At 58.9% G+C, this 17,725-nt stretch carries 17 protein-coding genes; 7 read left to right on the top strand and 10 right to left on the bottom strand.

All coding sequences use genetic code 11. The annotated features are described in order from the left end of the window. Positions 1 to 9: 9 nt before the first annotated feature. Both SJY36_RS16905 and SJY36_RS16900 read right to left on the bottom strand, forming a co-directional pair. Positions 10 to 978 (bottom strand): TAXI family TRAP transporter solute-binding subunit, encoded by a 969-nt coding sequence (locus SJY36_RS16905; protein WP_386176666.1) that lies wholly within the window; start codon positions 976 to 978, stop codon positions 10 to 12. A 110-nt stretch (positions 979 to 1,088) separates the two neighbouring features. Continuing rightward, the gene (locus SJY36_RS16900) at positions 1,089 to 2,069 is read right to left on the bottom strand and encodes a LacI family DNA-binding transcriptional regulator (protein ID WP_386176665.1); all 981 of its coding nucleotides are present in this window, start codon (positions 2,067 to 2,069) and stop codon (positions 1,089 to 1,091) included. Positions 2,070 to 2,242: 173 nt separating this feature from the next. Here SJY36_RS16900 and SJY36_RS16895 point away from each other — a divergent pair, with 173 nt between their 5' ends. From SJY36_RS16895 to SJY36_RS16880, 4 genes are all read left to right on the top strand, one after another. Further along, positions 2,243 to 2,944 carry a haloacid dehalogenase type II gene (locus tag SJY36_RS16895; RefSeq protein WP_386176664.1) on the top strand — a complete coding sequence of 234 codons (702 nt, stop codon included), beginning with the start codon at positions 2,243 to 2,245 and terminating at the stop codon, positions 2,942 to 2,944. A gap of 209 nt (positions 2,945 to 3,153) precedes the next feature. Continuing rightward, positions 3,154 to 3,624, top strand: a complete 471-nt coding sequence (locus SJY36_RS16890) for a MarR family winged helix-turn-helix transcriptional regulator (RefSeq protein ID WP_386176663.1) — start codon at positions 3,154 to 3,156, stop codon at positions 3,622 to 3,624. A 93-nt stretch (positions 3,625 to 3,717) separates the two neighbouring features. Then, positions 3,718 to 4,482: an alpha/beta fold hydrolase gene (locus SJY36_RS16885; protein ID WP_386176662.1), complete on the top strand. Its 765-nt coding sequence runs from the start codon at positions 3,718 to 3,720 to the stop codon at positions 4,480 to 4,482. Positions 4,483 to 4,526: 44 nt separating this feature from the next. Next, positions 4,527 to 5,285 carry an enoyl-CoA hydratase gene (locus SJY36_RS16880; RefSeq protein ID WP_386176661.1) on the top strand — a complete coding sequence of 253 codons (759 nt, stop codon included), beginning with the start codon at positions 4,527 to 4,529 and terminating at the stop codon, positions 5,283 to 5,285. Positions 5,286 to 5,502: 217 nt separating this feature from the next. Here SJY36_RS16880 and SJY36_RS16875 read toward each other — a convergent pair whose 3' ends face one another. Further along, a complete protein-coding gene (locus SJY36_RS16875) occupies positions 5,503 to 6,225 on the bottom strand; it encodes a DAPG hydrolase family protein (protein WP_386176660.1) in 723 nt (240 codons plus the stop codon). Positions 6,226 to 6,398: 173 nt separating this feature from the next. Between SJY36_RS16875 and SJY36_RS16870 the strand changes: the two genes are divergently transcribed. Next, complete coding sequence (locus SJY36_RS16870; RefSeq protein WP_386176659.1) at positions 6,399 to 7,082, top strand: TetR/AcrR family transcriptional regulator; 684 nt, start codon at positions 6,399 to 6,401, stop codon at positions 7,080 to 7,082. Between the two features lie 141 nt (positions 7,083 to 7,223). Here the strand turns inward: SJY36_RS16870 and SJY36_RS16865 are convergent, their stop codons facing one another. Beyond that, entirely contained in the window at positions 7,224 to 8,498 is a 1,275-nt protein-coding gene (locus SJY36_RS16865; protein ID WP_386176658.1) for a surface lipoprotein assembly modifier, read from the bottom strand. Between the two features lie 83 nt (positions 8,499 to 8,581). Continuing rightward, positions 8,582 to 9,286, bottom strand: coding sequence for a hypothetical protein (locus SJY36_RS16860; RefSeq protein WP_386176657.1), 705 nt, complete (start codon positions 9,284 to 9,286; stop codon positions 8,582 to 8,584). Between the two features lie 171 nt (positions 9,287 to 9,457). Here SJY36_RS16860 and SJY36_RS16855 point away from each other — a divergent pair, with 171 nt between their 5' ends. Together SJY36_RS16855 and SJY36_RS16850 are read left to right on the top strand one after the other, a co-directional pair. Then, on the top strand, positions 9,458 to 11,626 hold the full coding sequence (locus SJY36_RS16855; RefSeq protein WP_386176656.1) for a sensor histidine kinase: 2,169 nt from the start codon (positions 9,458 to 9,460) through the stop codon (positions 11,624 to 11,626). Beyond that, positions 11,623 to 12,264 (top strand): LuxR C-terminal-related transcriptional regulator, encoded by a 642-nt coding sequence (locus SJY36_RS16850; RefSeq protein ID WP_386176655.1) that lies wholly within the window; start codon positions 11,623 to 11,625, stop codon positions 12,262 to 12,264. Before SJY36_RS16855 ends, SJY36_RS16850 begins: the two co-directional genes overlap by 4 nt. Positions 12,265 to 12,365: 101 nt before the next feature. On the opposite strand, the gene SJY36_RS16845 is transcribed toward SJY36_RS16850, so the two are convergent. From SJY36_RS16845 to SJY36_RS16825, 5 genes are all read right to left on the bottom strand, one after another. Continuing rightward, positions 12,366 to 13,460 (bottom strand): C45 family autoproteolytic acyltransferase/hydolase, encoded by a 1,095-nt coding sequence (locus tag SJY36_RS16845; RefSeq protein ID WP_386176654.1) that lies wholly within the window; start codon positions 13,458 to 13,460, stop codon positions 12,366 to 12,368. 1 nt (position 13,461) lies between these two features. Beyond that, complete coding sequence (locus SJY36_RS16840) at positions 13,462 to 14,535, bottom strand: alpha/beta hydrolase family esterase (protein WP_386176653.1); 1,074 nt, start codon at positions 14,533 to 14,535, stop codon at positions 13,462 to 13,464. Positions 14,536 to 14,565: 30 nt separating this feature from the next. Next, positions 14,566 to 14,982, bottom strand: a complete 417-nt coding sequence (locus SJY36_RS16835; RefSeq protein WP_237280113.1) for a CopG family transcriptional regulator — start codon at positions 14,980 to 14,982, stop codon at positions 14,566 to 14,568. A 78-nt stretch (positions 14,983 to 15,060) separates the two neighbouring features. After that, positions 15,061 to 16,482 carry a UdgX family uracil-DNA binding protein gene (locus tag SJY36_RS16830; protein ID WP_386176652.1) on the bottom strand — a complete coding sequence of 474 codons (1,422 nt, stop codon included), beginning with the start codon at positions 16,480 to 16,482 and terminating at the stop codon, positions 15,061 to 15,063. Continuing rightward, positions 16,482 to 17,717, bottom strand: a complete 1,236-nt coding sequence (locus tag SJY36_RS16825) for a putative DNA modification/repair radical SAM protein (protein WP_386176651.1) — start codon at positions 17,715 to 17,717, stop codon at positions 16,482 to 16,484. The genes SJY36_RS16830 and SJY36_RS16825 overlap by 1 nt, the downstream gene beginning before the upstream one ends. Positions 17,718 to 17,725: the final 8 nt, after the last annotated feature.

Here is a 17,725-nt window from a genome sequence, read left to right as displayed (position 1 = left end):
TCGGGTCTGTTATTTGAGGCGCGCGGGCACGGTCAGGCCGATTTCCTCGTAGTAGCGGATGGCACCAGGATGCAGCGGGCTGGTTGCGTATTGCAAAGTCAGCTCTGGCAGGTTCAGGCCCTCTACCGTCGGGAAAGCAGCGGATTGCTCTTCCATATTCTCCATCACGGCTTTGGTCAGATCATACGCCGTCTGGTCGTCCATATTGGGGCGCGCAGAGACACCGATCATGAATCCCCAGACCTTATAGGGGCCCGTGTTCTCCATCTCGCCGCCCGGCATGTCCACGATGGAAAGCTCCGGCAGTGCTTCGCGGATCTTGGCTTCTTGCGCGTCGTCGATGCCAAGCGCTGTCAGCGGCGTGAAGGCCGCGATATCGGTGGTAAGCGCATCGAAAGAGGTTCCAACGGCGCTTTTGACGAAGCCTTCGGACCGGCCGTCTTTGATGGCATTGGCCTGTTCGCTGTTGGTGCCGCGCACCCAATCAGGCGAGATTTCCAGCAGGTCGAACACAGCCAAGGCCGTGGCTTCGGTCGAAGATCCACGCATGCCCGGACCGAACTTCTTGCCGTCAATATCCGACAGTTTCTCGATACCGGAATCGCGGCGAACGACTGCGTTCTGCGGTGCCAGGGAATAGGCCCACAGGAGTTTGGATTCGATCGGTTTGCCGTCGAAGCTCTTGATGCCATTGTAGGCGTGATAGAGCGTCGACGTCGTGATCAACCCGATATCCAGCTGGTCGCGCGCCATACGTTTGAGGTTATCGACCGTGGCACCCGTTTCCACGACCGACGCCTGATAGGCGTCCGGATAAGCACTGTTGATGATTTTCGCGAGCGAGGCGAAATAGGCATAATGCGCGCTTTGCGAATTGGTCGCACCGAAAGCGAGCCGCGTTTCAGCTTGAGCAGGCATAGCCCCCCCAAGCCCGGCAAGAGACAGTGCAGCGGCGACAGCGAAGTTGCGTAGTTTCATGGGTATCCTCCAAATATCATGAAACGATCCCGATAGGGACGTTCGAACGGAGGTTAGCCACAGTGCATAGCCGCTATGCAATTCCCGTCTGCGTTAATGAAATAATTTCACTACCCGCTTTGACGTTCTTGGAGTTCCCCCGCCAAAGCACGGATATCACCGGTGCCGATATAGCTTTCGGCGCTTAATATGATATCGACCGCCTGATCCAGCATGCGACGCAACGGCTGGCGCATTGTGGTCAGCCGGTAGGATTCCCAGGCCGCCATCGGGATGTCGTCAAACCCGATAACGGCCAGATCATCGGGGACCGAGACGCCCTTGTTTCTTGCAGCATCGAGCATGGCAATCGCCATGATATCGTTGGCGCAAAACACGGCGTCCGGCATCGGACGCTGGACCAACATTTCTTGAGCAGCGGCATAGGCTTGGCGGTAGCTGAACCCGCCGTCGAACTGCACAGCGATCTCGCGTCCGGCCTCTTCCAACTGATCGCGAAACCCTCGCATGCGTTCCAAATGCGTCGACGTATCACGCCGCCCACCGATAAAGGCGATGCGCTGTCGGCCACCGTCCAGAAACCGCCGCGCTATCGTTCGCGCGCCCCCGTAATTGTCGCAGCAGACCGCCATCATAGTACTGTCGGTCTGTACCCGATTCAGCAACACGGCGGGAATTCCGTTCTGACGACAGGCACGCGCCAGCCCGGAGGTGATTGTGGAGCTTGCCAGAATGACCCCCTGCGTGCGAAAGTCGATGACTTGCCGGATCATCGTGTCCACATCTTCGGCCGCTGGCACCACATGCATAATCGCCTTGAGCCCGCGCTCTGGCAGCATGCGGGTCAATTCGTCCATCACAATGGGGTAGAACGGGTTGCGCATTTCGCTCAGTACCATCGAGATCGTGTTGCTGGATTGTTTGGCCAACACCTGATCGACTTTGCTCACATAGCCAAGCGCCGTGGCAGCAGCAAAGATCGCTTTGCGCTTATCCTCGGCAATCGGGGCATTCCCCCGATACGCGCGCGACACGGCGGACACCGAAACGCCTGCGCGGGCGGCAACATCTTTGGCAGTGACCTTTTTCATATCGATTGCCTTACCCGATTGCTGCGCTTACCCGAGATGGGGACTGACGGCTGACCCCGCCCATAGTTTGACGAAGCAATGACATGGGTGCAATTGTGAAACGTACCCGCCATTGCGTTCAAATACTTGGATGAATGCTGCCGAAAAGTAGCACGCTCAGAAAGCCCCCCCCCATGCCAGACCGCACAGATTTTTCGACCATTGTTTTCGACGTAAACGAAACCCTTCTGGATATCTCGACACTAGAGCCGTTCTTTGACCGCGTGTTCGGCAATGCCGCGGTCCTGCGCGAATGGTTTCCAGAGCTGATCTTGTATTCGCAAACGTTGACCTTGTCCGGGCTCTATGCCCCCTTCGGAGATCTGGCCGGCGGTGTTCTGCGGATGGTTGGCGACAATAGAAACATCGCCATTCAGGACAGCGACGTATCCGAGCTCAAGTCACTGATTGGGTCGATGCCTGCCCACGCCGATGTGACCCCGACATTGAACAAATTGCGCGACGCGGGATTTACGCTTGTGACCCTGACGAACTCTGCCCCATCCCCCGCACCGACACCCCTTGAAAAAGCTGGCGTCGCTGCGCTTTTTGACGACCATTTTAGCGTGGCCGACGTCGGTCACTTCAAACCTCATCCGTCGACATATCAGATGGTTGCCGACCGTCTGGGCGTCGACGTCTCAAGCCTGTGCATGGTCGCATGTCATATCTGGGACACCATCGGCGCGCAGTCCGTGGGGTGCCGCGGCGCCTTTATCGCGCGGCCACACAACAGCATCCTGCACGTGCCCGGCGTACCGGAACCTGACTTTACCTCAGATGATCTCTCCAAGCTCGCAGACCAGATCATTGAGGCACAAAAGGTGGCCGAGTAGGCAACAGAAAGCCCTGCTCGCCGACGAGGTGCCGCAGGGCTTGAGCGCCACGTGTTAACAAACTCAATTGCGCCATACGGTCGGAGTTTACGGTCAAGGGCATCAAGGCGTGGCCGTGTCGTGACGTCACTTGTGTCATTGAAGAGCGATGTGTTGTAGGGTGCATTTAATTCATATACGAACAAACTAGTTCACATGCGAATTGATTTATGGCCAATACATTCAAGGTTTTTCACAAGCTTCAGATCGCACATTCAGCGCTCTTTCGGGCAGCTGACCGTCGCACGCGCAATAAGATAGGGCTTACAACGTCACAGCTAGCGGTGCTGTTGATCCTGTCGCGAAAGGACGGGCAGCCCATCAGTGACATCTCTTCGACCCTCGCTATGGGCAAGTCCAGCTTGACCGGTCTTGTGGATCGCATGTGCGCAAAGGGTCTGGTGCGGCGGTCGCCGTCGCCAGTGGATGGCCGTGTTATACATATCTACCTTGAACAGCCGGGCCGCGCGGTGCTTGAACAGGGTGCGGGAGAAATAAATCAGTTCAATGCGGCGCTGCTTGCGCCTTTTCCTGCTGAGGAACAGGTCATTATTGAACGGTTTCTGACGCATCTGGCAGACAATGCGGACGGCATTGTGAACGGCCCTTTGCCGCCCAAGAAAGAGCCGGCCGATGACTGAAGACATTCCCCGAAAACGATCCGCTTTGCAGCCAGCGATGGATGGGAGCTAGAGGCCGACCTCTATACCTCACCGTCCCCGAAGATCGCGATATTGATCTCGGCCGGGACGGGGTTCCCGCGTCAGTTTTATACAGGCCTCGCGACCTATCTGGCCCGCCAAGGTGCCGTTGTCCTGACCTATGACTATCGGGGAATTGGGGGATCTAAGGGCAAGGATCTGACTAGATCCGGGATCGACTACCCCGACTGGGGACGGCTTGACGCACCCGCCGCCCTGGATGCGCTGGAGGACGCGGCACCGGGCCTGCCGCTTACACATCTGTGCCACAGTGTCGGCGGGCATTTTGTCGGCCTCATGCCGAACCAGTCCAAGATCACCCGACATGCATTTGTCTCTGTCGGGACCGGATTTTTCGGCGGTCACCACCTACGTAATATCCCGTCGGAGCTTTATTTCTGGTGGGTGTTGGGCCCCTATTTGCTGATGCGCTACGGCTATATCAAACCGGCGGGCGGCTGGCGGGGCGAAGCTCTGCCCCCGAAACTTTTCAAGACATGGCGCCGGTGGAGCCAGCGCCGCAGCTATTTTCAACCGGACCTCGCAACGAAAATGGCCCCGCATCACTACGACGAGGTCACAGCCCCTATCCGGTCGTGGATCTTTCCCGATGACCCGATTGCGACGCCTTCAACCGCATCCGACCTTTTAAACTGTTATCCAGCCGCTCCGCACGAGGTGATCATCCGCAAACCATCGCAGGTCGGTGTAACGCGGATCGGGCACGAGGGCGCATTGCGCAAAGGCCGCGACGCATTATGGGCCGAATTCAGCGATTGGCTCATGGCCAGGCCTTGAACCGCAACCGATTTCCACCGCCATTCAAATCAACAGGATCAAACATGACCGAAAACATCAAGCTACACACCGACCAACGCGTCACGACCATGACCATCGCGCGCCCCGAAAAGCGCAATGCCATCACCCAGGATATGTATGCCGCCATGGCCGACACGCTGGAAGACTATGCCCAGTCCGACGCGGTACGCGCCTTCGTGATCACTGGGGCCGAAGACTACTTTACGTCCGGGAACGACTTGCAGGATTTTTCTAAGCGAACCCGCAGCGACGGGGTGCCGCCTGTTATCCGGTTTCTGACCGCAATCTCCACCTGCCCCAAACCGTTGATTGCCGCCGTAAACGGCCCCGCGATTGGTGTTGGGGTGACGATGCTACTGCATTGCGATCTGATTGTCGCCGCCGACACTGCCACATTCAGCACGCCATTCGTCCAACTGGGACTGGTACCAGAGGCCGCCTCCTCGCTTTTGCTGCCCGCCACCGTCGGCATGGCCGTGGCGAACGATATGCTGCTGGCCAATCGCGTTCTTGATGCGGCAGAGGCGCTGCGCTTTGGGCTGGTGTCGCGTGTCGCACCCTCTTCCGATTTTGCCACCGAAGTCGCGACGATTGCGGGTAGTTTGGCGCAGGCGGCACCTACCTCAATGATAAAAACCAAGGCGCTGATCCGACATGGCAAGGATCAGATGGCCGCCCAGATGGAACGTGAATCAGTGCTGTTTGCGGAGCAGTTGAAATCTCCGGAATTCGCGGAGGTCGTCGCCGCCAAGATGCAAAAGCGCAAGCCGGTTTTCAAATAGCGCATACCTTTGCGCCAAGGTGCGCGGCGGACGAAGTTGACGGTTCAGCCCGGTTTTTCGGGCTGAACACGGTTACGTTTGCTGGGTGGTTTCGCCGCGGGTTAACGCGCCCAGCAGATGCGTCAGCCCGCTGACCTTTTCGGCATAGCGCACAGCCGCGATCTGCGCGATGACGGCAAGTCCGCTTGGTGGTCATGGCGTGAATGCAGCGTCTTTCTTACCCTTGCGCACCGGCGTAGAGCTTTGGGAGAAAGCCTGCCAGAATGGTCATCTCATCAAAACAGTGGTTTAACAAAGCAGTTGCCGACGCCTCTTTCACGGTCAGCATACGTGCCAGATAGGTGTTCCCAAGCGTTCCGATGACAGAGGGCACCGTCTCGTTTCCCTCACGCGCGGCCACCATCGCAAGCCAAAAACGGCTACGCATTTCGGCACCGCCTTCGACATTGCGAACAATGTGGCACATTTCACCGCCATAGATGGGCTCTTCTAGCAGGCCAACGCGGGCGCTTACGGCGACGTCGCCGTCAGCCAAGTTTACATCCCCCGAAACCTCCTCAGGTTCAACAAACTGAATTCTCAGCTTATTCAAGTCTTCACCGATGTATTCATGCACCAGATGGCTCGCCCCGATGAACTGGCCATCAACCTTGTTTTCCCAATCCATCCAAAGATGCGCGTCCGGGAACCAACGTCGGTAGTGTTCGGTCGTTTCCATGTAATCGCCAAACCACCAACCAACCATTTCAGGTGAAACGCCCGGCATCGGGGTCCGTACAGAAACCTCATAAATACCGTTGGGTAGGCCTTTCACCCCGGTCTCAAATCCAGGTTCACCTTCCGCAAACCCAGCGGTGGGCTGACCGCTAAAGGGCGGGAGGCCGAATATCCCGACACCAAGCGCAAAGACAACTGCGCCCCCTACAATCCATCTCATCATGTACTGACATCCTATCGTGCTTGTGCGCCTAGCTATTCTACGTTCGTGGAATATGTCAATATTATTCTTCGAGCGTAGAATAGCGTGTTGTAAGAGATCACGCTGGAAAGCTAAGCTGACCCGGGCTAAGCGAGACGGAGTTCTCGCGGCTCAAACATGGAGATGTCATTCAAATGTCCAAGCAACGTACGAGGACCGAGGTCAAAACCGCCATCGACGTTTCTGAGACAGCCGAAAGAAAACGCGGCCGTCCGCAGGCCGCACAGGGTACAGATTTGAAGCTGGCCTTGCTTCGCTCTGCGATTGATCTGTTTGCGGAGCGCGGTTTCGACGGCGTTTCACTGAGCAACGTTGCTGAAAAAGCCGGGGCCGACAAAGGCCTTTCACGGTATTACTTTGGATCAAAAGAGGCGCTTTGGATCGCAGCGATGGAACATCTTGCCGACTGTTTTGCAAGCGACCTTAACAAAGCTCTTGTCGTCAATACCGCGACCCAAACGGAAGCACTGAAGGCGCTCATTCGCGCTTTCATCACCGCATCCGCCCGCTGGCCGCAAGTGAGCCGTGTTATCGTTCATGACGGGGCAAAACACAGTGATCGCAGTGATTTTTTGCAAAGGCACCTCGTTGTGCCTTTTTACACGGTACTGAAAGATCTGATCGCAGGTGCAAAATCAGAAGGCACCCTTCCGAACGTCTCGGACCGGACTATCTTTTTCATGATCACCCATGGTGGGTCATTTCCAATGGCCCTGCCCATTCTCACCAACGCGATCGAGGGTGGGGATATTCGATCATCCGACGCATTGGAACATCATTCCGAAGCGATCATCGAACTGCTGTTTTCCAAGGCATGAAGATGAAATGGGGCTGTCGCAGTTCCCACCCTATCGTTGGTGCGTGCGCAGGGGGCAACCGGCGTCGGCGCGCGCTGCGTAGTAACGACCAAGCACGACCGAAACCTATGCAACCGGGCAGCGACTTAGGACCGAATTTCTTCAAAACGATCGTGTCAGGCCGATGCTGGCAGTGGCGTTGCGAAACCTGTTGATCGAGACGGTAGAGCGTTGCTCTTCAAACCCGAGCCTCAGAACCTGGGTAAAGCCCTTGTAGCTCCAGTTCTGGTTGGACAGGTTCAGCATGACGCTTGACTTCTTGTCGACGCGGGCAACCCCGAAGATGGGATGTACGCCGTCAAATTCGTTCCGGTCAAACGACAGGTCCAGCCCGACCCGAAGACCGCCGGCAAAGGAATAGTCGCCGCCGATGGTAACGCCCGCCGCATGGCCCGCGACGGGGCTGTAAGAGCTGGCACGGCTTTCTGCGCGCACGCCCATGCGAAACACAAGCTGCGACGATGCCGCATAGGCGAATTGCGCAGCACCTGCTGTCCGGTTCACGCCGACACCGCTGCCATCATAGGTGATGCGTTCGCGCTGAAGCACCGCCGTGGCGCGAGCGCGGACGCCAAGGTTGCGCGTATAGGACAGGCCAAGGCCATAGGTATGCGCATAGGCCGCGTCATCAATCCAGCGCTGCGATCCATAGATCTCGGCCGAGACAAGACGCCCCTCATTGGCGAAATGCAGCAGGGATGCACTGGTCCGAAGGGTTACCTCATCGGGTGCACGCCCGTCGAAAAGCCGGGCATCCAGATCCAGCGCGAACCTGGCGCGTAAGGCGTCCGTAAGGCGCGGCACGGTTGCGACGCCCGTGCCTATCTCGAACGCCGTGGCGGATTGGGCACGCGAATTGGGGTCCAGCCGCAGCACAAAGCCGCTGAGGTTCACCGTCTCTGCAGAGGTCCGGCGTGCGGCATTGCTTTCGGGCACAATGGCAAAACGGAAATAGCCCTGCCATTTTTTCGGCTTGGCCAAACGGTCAAGCTCGGCCTGCACTTTTGCCTGGACAGGGGGCGACAAACCCGCGCCTTTGGCCAGTTCAAGGTGATATCGCGCCCGTTCGATCTGGTCGCTTTTCACCAATGCGTTCGCCAGTTCAAGCCGGAACGTGGGATCGTCTGGCCGCAAGATCACAAGCCGCGCCAGCGGGGCAACGGCTTGGTGTGAGTTTCCGGAACGGTTGTAGGCGACCCCTAGGATCCACAACCGGCGCAGGGTCTCTGTTTCGGTCTTGGGTGAATAGTCTTCGACAAATGGAATAACCTCTGCGGCTTTTCCCTTGAGGATGCTGTGTTCCGCATCATCAAGGGAAAAGGCCGCTAATGGCGAGGCCAGTAAGATTAAAAATAGATTGTATAAAATTCGCCGCATCAAAGACCTCGGCTACCGCGGGGAAAGCGGGTTTTTGCGGCCGGCAATTGACCGCATCCAAGAAACCCGCTTATCCGTCGCTTCTATTTCTTGTTGGCGTAGAATGTGCCACCGATGCCCGCGTCGAAAATCTGCGGCGAGGGATTGTCCACATCATTGATGCCCCCAGATACCGGGCCAAGCATCAATTCTGCACCCGGTCCCATGAAGTTTCCGCCGAACTGCAAGGTGGCGTCCCCTTCATTCTCGCCATTGCTCAGCCGACCGGACATATGGAACAGCATCGCGCCGGTGTTTTGCTCGGGGACATTGACGCCCGCGACGACCTGCGCCGGAATGGTGGTGCGGCTGAGCGAGGCTGGCAAGCCTTGATCGACCGTCAGCTCCCCTTCCAGTTTGACGGAGTTCGAGGTGCCCGCCTCTGTCGCGACGATGTTGGAGGCCGTTCCGGTGAACGGATTGCTGGTCTGTCCGTCGGTCCAATCCACATCGACTGCCAGATCGCCAATGATTTCAGCGCTATTCGCATCGATATCGGTCCCGAAAATCTGGGCCGATCCGCTGTTCACGCCGACCTTCATCTGACCCTCATAGCTGGCTTTCAGCGACGTGGGCATATCCGAAGTAGGTGCCTTTTGACTGACAGCGTTAAAGGCTGTTTCAAAATCCTGCCCGCCGCCAGCGACCCCGCCAGCAAGCCCGCCGGTGGAGCTGCTTCCATTGCACCCAGACAAGACCGTTGCCACCCCAAGGCTTGCAATAACCATACTAAGACGTGCGTGTTTCATGAAATTCCCCTTGCTTGATTTAAAAAATTCTTCTTCACTTTTTAGATACCTACTTCATGAAATCGTCTCCCCCCCGTTCAGGGGGTGTCCTTGGACAAGAGTATTTTGAGAAGATGTGCCGTATAGAATGATTAAATTTGCAATTATAAATTCCGCTGTGTGGTCCATATTATGACACGTCCACATGTCGCCCCAGGAGCCGTTTTCGCGCTTTGCGTCGTGCTCTATCTGGCCGCCGCCGCTGCCCTGACATGGGTGGCGACGGCCCAGCCGTGGCTCGGGCTCAGGCTTGGCGTGGCGGGGCAAAGCGTTGTCGTCACTGACATCGCGCAGGGCAGCGCCGTAAGCCGCGATATGATCGGCAAGCGGCTTCTGAGCGTTTCAGCGGAAAATCAGCCTGCTATCCCGGTGACGCCACGGGACCTGATAGAAGAGCCCGACGGGATCGGTGACAATGACAATCTGCGTCGCTTCTTTGACCGTCAGGATCGCTTGCATGACGCGTTGCGAAGCGGCGCCGTCACCCTGACTTTCGATCAAGCCGACGGCCCTGAAAGCGTGACGGTCACGGCACAGGAAAGCCGTCCGGTTTCGGATCTGCCGATGAAATTCTGGACGCAAATCTTTGTTGCGTTCGTGGGCATGTTTATTGGGACTTGGGTCGTCTGCCTACGGCCTCATGAACAGGCCGGGTGGTGGTTTCTGCTGTCCGGGATCGGGTTGGCCTTGGCATCGTCAAGCGCCGCGATCTACAGCGCGCGCGAGCTTGCGCTTAGTCTGACGGCCTATGCGGTGGCCTGCCGGGTAAACCCCGCTGGGTCGCTGCTGTTCGGGATCGGCATGGTGACATTGTTCCTCTCGTACCCGCGGCGCATCGTTCCGAAACCCGTGCTCTGGCTGCCGACACTTCTGATCGGCGCCTGTATCCTCTTGGTGCTTGGCCCCGGCTGGCCGGACAAGCTGAACAATGCCCCGGATTTGATCGCGATCATCATGGTCGCCCTGTTGCTGGTCATTGCCGCCCAAGCCGCCGCCAATCGCCGCGACCCGGCCGCGCGGGCGATGCTGGGCTGGCTTGGCGTATCGGTCGCAGTTGGTGCGGGTGGCTTTGTGCTGACGTCCATCCTGCCGACGCTTATGGGGTTGGCCCCGGTGATCGAACAAAGCACGGCGTTTTTGTTTTTCCTGATTATCTACGCCGGGATTGCCTTGGCGGTGGCGCGCTACCGGCTGTTTGACCTGGCGAATTGGTCCTACGGTATCTTGTTCTACGGCCTTGGGGTGGCTTTGCTTCTGGGGCTTGATGCCGCGCTCATCTACGGGCTTTCGCTGGGGCGCGCCCCTGCCTTTGGCATCGCGCTCGCGGCGATCTGCATGGTGTACCTGCCCTTGCGCGACAAGGTCTGGGTGCTGCTCAAGCGCAACCGCGAGATCCCGGCGGAAGAGCTCTATCGCAGGGTGACCCAGATCGCCCATGCAAGAGGCCCCGAAGACAAACAACGGTTGCTGCTTAAATTCTGGGCCGATATCTTCAATCCGTTGCGCATCAAGGATCAACCGGCGTCTACCACGATCACCGCACTGCAAGACGATGGCCGTATCCTGACCCTCGCGTCTATCGGCAATCTGCCAGCACTGTCGCTTGAGCTGGCCGGGCAAGGATCGCGCCTTTTCTCGTCGCGCGATCTGGCGCGTGCCGATGCGATCCTGTCGTTGCTTGATGCGAGCCTGTCCCAGCACGAGACCTATCTTCAGGCCGTCAGCGCAGAGCGGCTGCGCATCAATCGCGACATGCATGACAACATAGGGGTGCTGCTGCTCAGCGCCCTGCACACCGGCCCTCGGGAACGCAAAGACCTTCTTATCCGCCAGACCCTCGCCGATCTACGAGAGTTGATTTCAAACCCGGATCAGACTGATTGGGAACTCCGCGATCTGCTCGCCGATCTGCGTGCCGAAATCATCACCCATTTCGAGGCCGCCCATATCACCGTCACGTGGCAGGCCGACGAGATCACCAAAGGCCGTATATCCCATCGGTTGGCGCATGCGCTGCGCGCCTTCCTGCGAGAGGGGACCAGCAATATTCTACGCCACTCTGGCGCGACAGAGGCGAAGGTCCGGATTGATCTGCAAAGCGATGGGTTGCAGCTTACGCTGCGCGATAACGGCTCGGGCTTTGACAGCAGCGTCGCGTCGCTTGGCAATGGTTTCAGAAACCTGAGAAACCGCTTCACCCAGTTGCAAGGTGCCTTCAGCTACAGCACCGGTGCCAAGGGCACCACCTTGACCGCGTTTCTACCTCTTTTCAGCACTCAGAAAGAGGCCGCAGCAGAATGAAGCGTATCCTGATTGTCGAAGATATCGTCGAAACCCTGCGTTGGCTGGTCGAGATCGTACGATCAGCATATCCGGCGGCCACAATATGCACGGCCAACTCGGTACGGACGGCGCTGTCAAAACTGGATGGCCAGATAGATCTCGCCCTGATTGATCTGGGTCTGCCTGATGGGTCGGGTCTCGAAGTCCTGCGCGGCCTGAACAAGGCCAGCCCCTCTGCAATCAAGGTCGTAACCACGGTAATGGGCGACGACGCGAGCATTGTTTCCTCGCTCTCCGCCGGGGCGGACGGGTATTTGCTGAAAGAGACAGAGGCGGCAGTGCTCTCTCGCCAGCTGACACAGCTTTCTATGGGGTTACCGGCGATATCACCCTCTGTCGCCCGCCGCATCATGGAACACTTCCGCCTCACCGGGCCAGTCGCCAGCCTGGACGGACGCCTGACGGAGAGGGAGACCGAAGTGCTCACGCTCATCTCCAAAGGTCTGCGCAACGCCGAGGTCGCCTCCGCATTGAACATCGCGGAAACGACGGTCGCTGGATATATCAAGATCGTCTATCGCAAGCTTGGCATCTCCTCACGGGCGGAAGCCGCCTGGCACGCGAACCGCTTGGGGCTTGGTTTGAAACCGGAATAGCGCCTGTGCTTGGCAATCCGGTTTCAACGAAGACGTGTCTGCCGCTGGCGCGTTGTAGGGTCTGTTCCGCGTAATATAGCAAGGCGTTTCGCTTCGACGCCCTACGCCACATCAACACCCGCTGGCACAAACCTGCGCCAGTCGACCCCGCGGCCCGCTGCGTAGTCCAGACCGATTTGCACCCAATCAATGTCACCCCCTGCGGCCGCCGACGACGGGGCGCTGCCATAGACAACCTCTCGGGTGCCCTCCTCGAATGCATCGATCGACTGCGACCAGACCGCATCGTCCCAATGCAGCGTCATCGTCCGGCGTTTGGGTTCGTATTCGGCGGTGAAAAGCGTACCAAACCCCTCGGCGTAGCGGTCTTGCTTGAGCGGCGCTTGGGTGAACTGGCCTGCCAGCGCTGACGGCGTGACCCCTTCGGATAAGACACTCAAAAGGTGGTTTGACCGTTCAAATGTGCGGGTAAAACTGCCTCTGTCGGGCGTGCTGCCGTCGGTCTGGTGGTTTGTGGCAACCAGCCGCGGCTGCACCTTTGCCCCGCCACCGGCGTACATCTCGACGCTCGCACCCGCACCCGAGGCATCGGCGACCACCACATTATACGGCATATGCGACGGCACGCGTTGCAGCACGCGCAGCGCTTGGGGCACGGTTTCGCAGGTTTCCAGAACGTAGCGCAAGATTGTGGTTATGCCGAACCCGCGCCCTGTTTCCTGCCGCCCACCATAGGCCAGCGCGATGCTGAGCCCTGCGTCGTTGATGCCATCGGACAGACCCCAAAGGAATTCGACCATGCCCATCACGCGCCGACCGGTCCAACCGCTGTGCAGCAGTAGGCCTTCGTTTAGGTCAGGCGACAGATCATAATTTCGTACCAGCCGGATGTCGTCGTCCGACGTGGCCACGGCGAGGGAGCAACCGCCGAGATAGCTTGGCGGGCACCACGTGGAGAGGAAACGTGCCGCACGGCCCGACCCGCCCGCGAGCGCTGTGAGCTTGGCGTGAACAGGCACTAATTCGGGCATATATTGCTTTAGGGCCGCCTCGCAGGCTGCGCGGTCAGGGCCGTTATCGCCGCCACGTGCGGCAAACCATGCCTCGTAGGCAGGCCACGATCGGGCCCATCGGGCTGCCCATTTCGGGCCCGGGGTGGCTTCGCTGATGGCGTCAAAGGTAAGGGAGTGTGTCATATTATGCGCCTTTCGTAGGCAAATTGAGGAAAAACCGCAGCATTTCGCGGCTTGCATCTGGTCCTGTAGGGTCCGTGTACGAGCCCGCGCTGTTGCCGCCCGACCAAGCGTGACCGAGGCCCGAGACGGTCCATTGTTCCATCACGACATGGCCTTTCGGTGCCATCACGCTACGGCGGGAAAAACTGCGCCCGCCCGCTTTGCCGTCGTCCAACACCTCGGGTCCGCCTGGGGCGTGTTTGGCGATCGCGTCCGCATTTGCGGCACTCACAGTGGTATCCGCATCGCCCTGGAAAATGATCGTCGGGATAAACTCCCCTGTGTCAGAGCCTGTTGCCCCCTGCCCCATGGCCGCAAAAGCCGATGGCACATCATGGGCCGCACGGTAGGGCAAACCGGAATGGGCACCCACCGCGTCAAAGACATCCGTATAGGTTTGCCCCAGCACCACAGACATCGCCGCGCCAGCCGACAGCCCTGCAACAAAGCTGCGCCCTTTGGGAATGGCATGGTCGCGCTGCAGCTGTTGCATCAGCCCTGCAAGGATCGCCGGTTCACCCGCGCCGCGCATCTGGTCGGCGGGATCAAACCATTTCCAGCAATTCTGCATATTCGCCATACGGGATTGCGCCGGATATACCACGATCAACCCGTGCTCCTCTGCCAGTTGGTTCATGCCCGTGCCGTTGGCAAAATCCACAGGGGATTGTTTGCACCCGTGTAGCATCATCACCAAACCTGTCGGCGCAGCGCCTTTGAGATTGGGGATATAGAGCCGATAGTCACGGCTGCCTGCGCTGCAGGAAAAGCTGCCGCTGTCGAATGTGGCAACCTCGGGCAGGTCCGGCTCGATGCTGTCACCACCGTTCAGGGTTGATTGCGCCAGCCCGGAAAGCGTCTCACGCAGGCCGCGACCAATCTTGGTTTTTCCAAAGGGGCTTTTGCCACCTTTCGCCATGCTTCCCAACCCTCCGGCGCCAAGCGCATTCTGGATGGCTTCGGTCGCCGCTTTGGGGTTACCCGCGCGCACAAGTTTTCCGGCACGGCGCAGGGCCGCGTTAAATTCATCTGTCATGTCGCATTCCTTTTTAGGATGATGCCGGAGTTAACTGATCCGGTCGCCGAGTGCTTTTTTGACGTCGGTGCTGGCTTGAAGCGCCCCCAGCACGTTGATGGAGCCGATGGTCGCAAGCGCAAGCTCTGGCGTCACATCCCGCGCGATACGAGCCAGACCGACGACCTTGATGTGCAGCACTTCATTTGCCGCTTGCACCGCCTCGAGGTCCGCGACGGAGTAATCGCGCAGACCCATTTCCATTGTGTGACGGTCGATAGACCGTGTCACCGTCTCCGATTGATGATCCAACTGCTTACGGATCGCCGTGCGGATGAAATCGCTGCGGTTAGAATAAAACCCTTCCTGCACCAGCAGGTCGATCCGTCCTAGATCGACAAAGCCGAGGTTGATCGTGATCTTTTCATTCTCGGGTTGCTTTTCCCGTAGCTGCCTGACGTTGCTCATCTCTATTCTCCATCCATTTGGATGGTATATGGCATCCTATAGCCATATTGCAACTGTCGCCTACGAGATTTTGCCGTTCTAGGCCAACATTCGTACGGCGGCGGCCAAATCGTCTTGAAATTGGGCAGTTGCCTCGGCTTTGGCCTGAGGATCGGGGAGGCGCAAAAGATACGAGGGATGTAGCGTCAGCAAGACCGGCGTGCCCGAGGGCGATTGTTCGATCGTGCCGCGGCGGGCGGTGATGGCATCGCGCCGTCCGGTCAGGCCTTCCGCAGCAGTAGCCCCCATGCCCAAAATCAGCGTGGGTTTGACCTGTGCGATCTCGGCATCCAGCCACCAGCGGCAATGCTGGATTTCGGACGCATTGGGCCGTTGGTGCAGACGGCGTTTACCGCGCGGGGTGAATTTGAAGTGTTTCACCGCATTGGTCACAAACGCCTTGTCCCGCTGCAGCCCCGCCTGCCCTGCGATCTGATCAAAGAGCTGCCCCGCGGGCCCGACAAAGGGCCGCCCGCTCAAATCCTCCTGATCGCCCGGCTGTTCGCCCACGATCATCAGATCGGCATCGATGGGGCCCTCGCCCGGTACGGCCTGTGTCGCATTGCAATGCAAGGGGCAGCGGGTGCAGGCGGCGATGTCCTTGGCCAGCGAGTCTTTCGGCCCCTCCCACGCGGATTGATGCGCGGCAAGCTGCGCCTGCACCTGCGCCAATCGTGGCGGTGGGAAAGAGGGCGCGGCCTCGGCCATGGCGCGGGCACGGGCGGGGGCATCGGCGATCATCTGGGGGATATGCGCCGCCTCGGGCATGTTCTTCCAGTATTTCTTGGGCATCTCGGACTGCATGGCTTTGACCATCAGCCGCGCGGGGTTAAAGATGTTCTGGAAATAGGTGATCCACAGCTGTTCGCTCGCGTCTTCGGGCAGCGCGGGCTTTTCCTGTCCCTCGCGGAAGGTCAGTTTGCCCCCCTCGAAAATCGCGCAGACATCCGGCGTAAGAATCCGCCAATCCATGTCACTGAAGCGGCGGACAAAGAAATCCGCTGTAGGCTCTATCGTATGATACGTAGGCTCGAACCACGCGGCAAAGGACCGGCGGGGGGCATCGGGCGCGCCAATCTCGCGAAAGCGCACGAACGCCTTCATCTTGTGCTGGCAACGATGCACATTCTTCTCCATCCGGCGCAGGCGCGACAGGTCGGCATCACCGCGATCCGTCATCAACTGCGGCGCGTCCTTCAACCGCCATAGAAACGCATAAAGCCGCGCAAACCGTTCGGGATCTCTGTGCCAGACGACACTGCTCGCCATGTTGATAAAGCTGCGTGGGACGGTCACCTGCCCGCCCGTCTGCAGCGGGGCGGTGCCGCCAAAAAGATCGGACACCGTGCTGGTATCGCCCCACAGGATCGCCTCGGGCGGGATGCCGGCGGCCAGAAACTGCCGCGCCGCGTCACGCCACGCCTGCGCCGTGCCGATCTTGGGCATGACCGCGCGATGCATCAGAATAGCGTCAGCTGTTCAGGCGGCGGCGCAAACCGCGCGCGCAGGTCAATGCTGTCGGTCAGCCCGCCGGGGGACCAGCCACCCGCGGTGACAAAGCTGCGGGCCTTTTTCATGGATGCGCCCATGCGGATCAGATCCTCGTAACGCAGGGTGCGGTGGCGTCGGGTGGAGAGGATGCGGTTCACCGTCTTCACCCCGAACCCCGGAACCCGCAGTAGCAACTCGCGGCTGGCGCGGTTCACATCCAGCGGAAACACCTCGCGGTGCACCAGCGCCCATGCGAGTTTCGGGTCGACCTCAAGATCAAGGTTCCCGTCCGCGGTGACGGATGTAATCTCGTCCAGCTGGAAGTCGTAGAACCGCAGCAGCCAATCCGCTTGATAGAGCCTGTGTTCGCGTTGCAACGGCGGCCGGATCAGCGGCAGTTTGGCCGAGCTGTCAGGGATCGGTGAGAAGGCAGAATAATACACGCGCTTGAGCTTGTAGCTGGAATAGAGCCGCGTGGACTGGCCCAGAATAGCCGCATCATTCGACCCGTCGGCCCCGATGATCATCTGCGTCGACTGCCCCGCAGGCGCAAAGCGTGGCGGGCGCTTGCCGGTGTGGGATGTGTCTTTCGACACCTCTTTACGCAGCCGGAAATCGGCCATCGCCTTGCGGATCTGGTCGGGCTTCTTTTCGGGCGCATATTGCTGAACGGCGGCGTCGGTTGGCAGTTCGACGTTGATCGATAGACGGTCTGCCAGTAGCCCCGCTTCCGCAATCAACTCTGGCGCGGCGTCGGGGATGGTTTTCAGGTGGATATAGCCGCGAAAATTCTCTTCGTGCCGCAGCTTCCGCGCGATCTGCACCATGTCCGACATCGTCGCATCTGGCGATTTAATCACGCCAGAGGACAGGAACAGCCCTTCGATATAATTGCGTCGATAGAATTCGATGGTCAGCTTCACCACTTCATCGACACTAAACCGCGCCCTAGTGACGTTGGACGACGCGCGGTTGATGCAATAACTGCAATCGTAGATGCAGAAATTCGTCATCAGGATTTTCAACAGCGAGATACAGCGCCCGTCCGGCGCGTAGGCATGACAGATGCCCGACCCCTCGTTCGACCCCACACCCTTGCCATCGCGCGAGTCGCGCTTTGTGGACCCCGACGAGGCGCAAGACGCGTCGTATTTCGCCGCGTCACTCAGGATTGCCAGTTTTTGTTCTACAGATTGCTTAGCCATGTGTTCAC

The organism is Sulfitobacter sp. R86518 (assembly GCF_042466275.1).
GTDB classification, from domain to species: Bacteria; Pseudomonadota; Alphaproteobacteria; order Rhodobacterales; family Rhodobacteraceae; genus Sulfitobacter; species Sulfitobacter pontiacus.
This window is presented reverse-complemented; position numbering and strand designations above follow the sequence as displayed.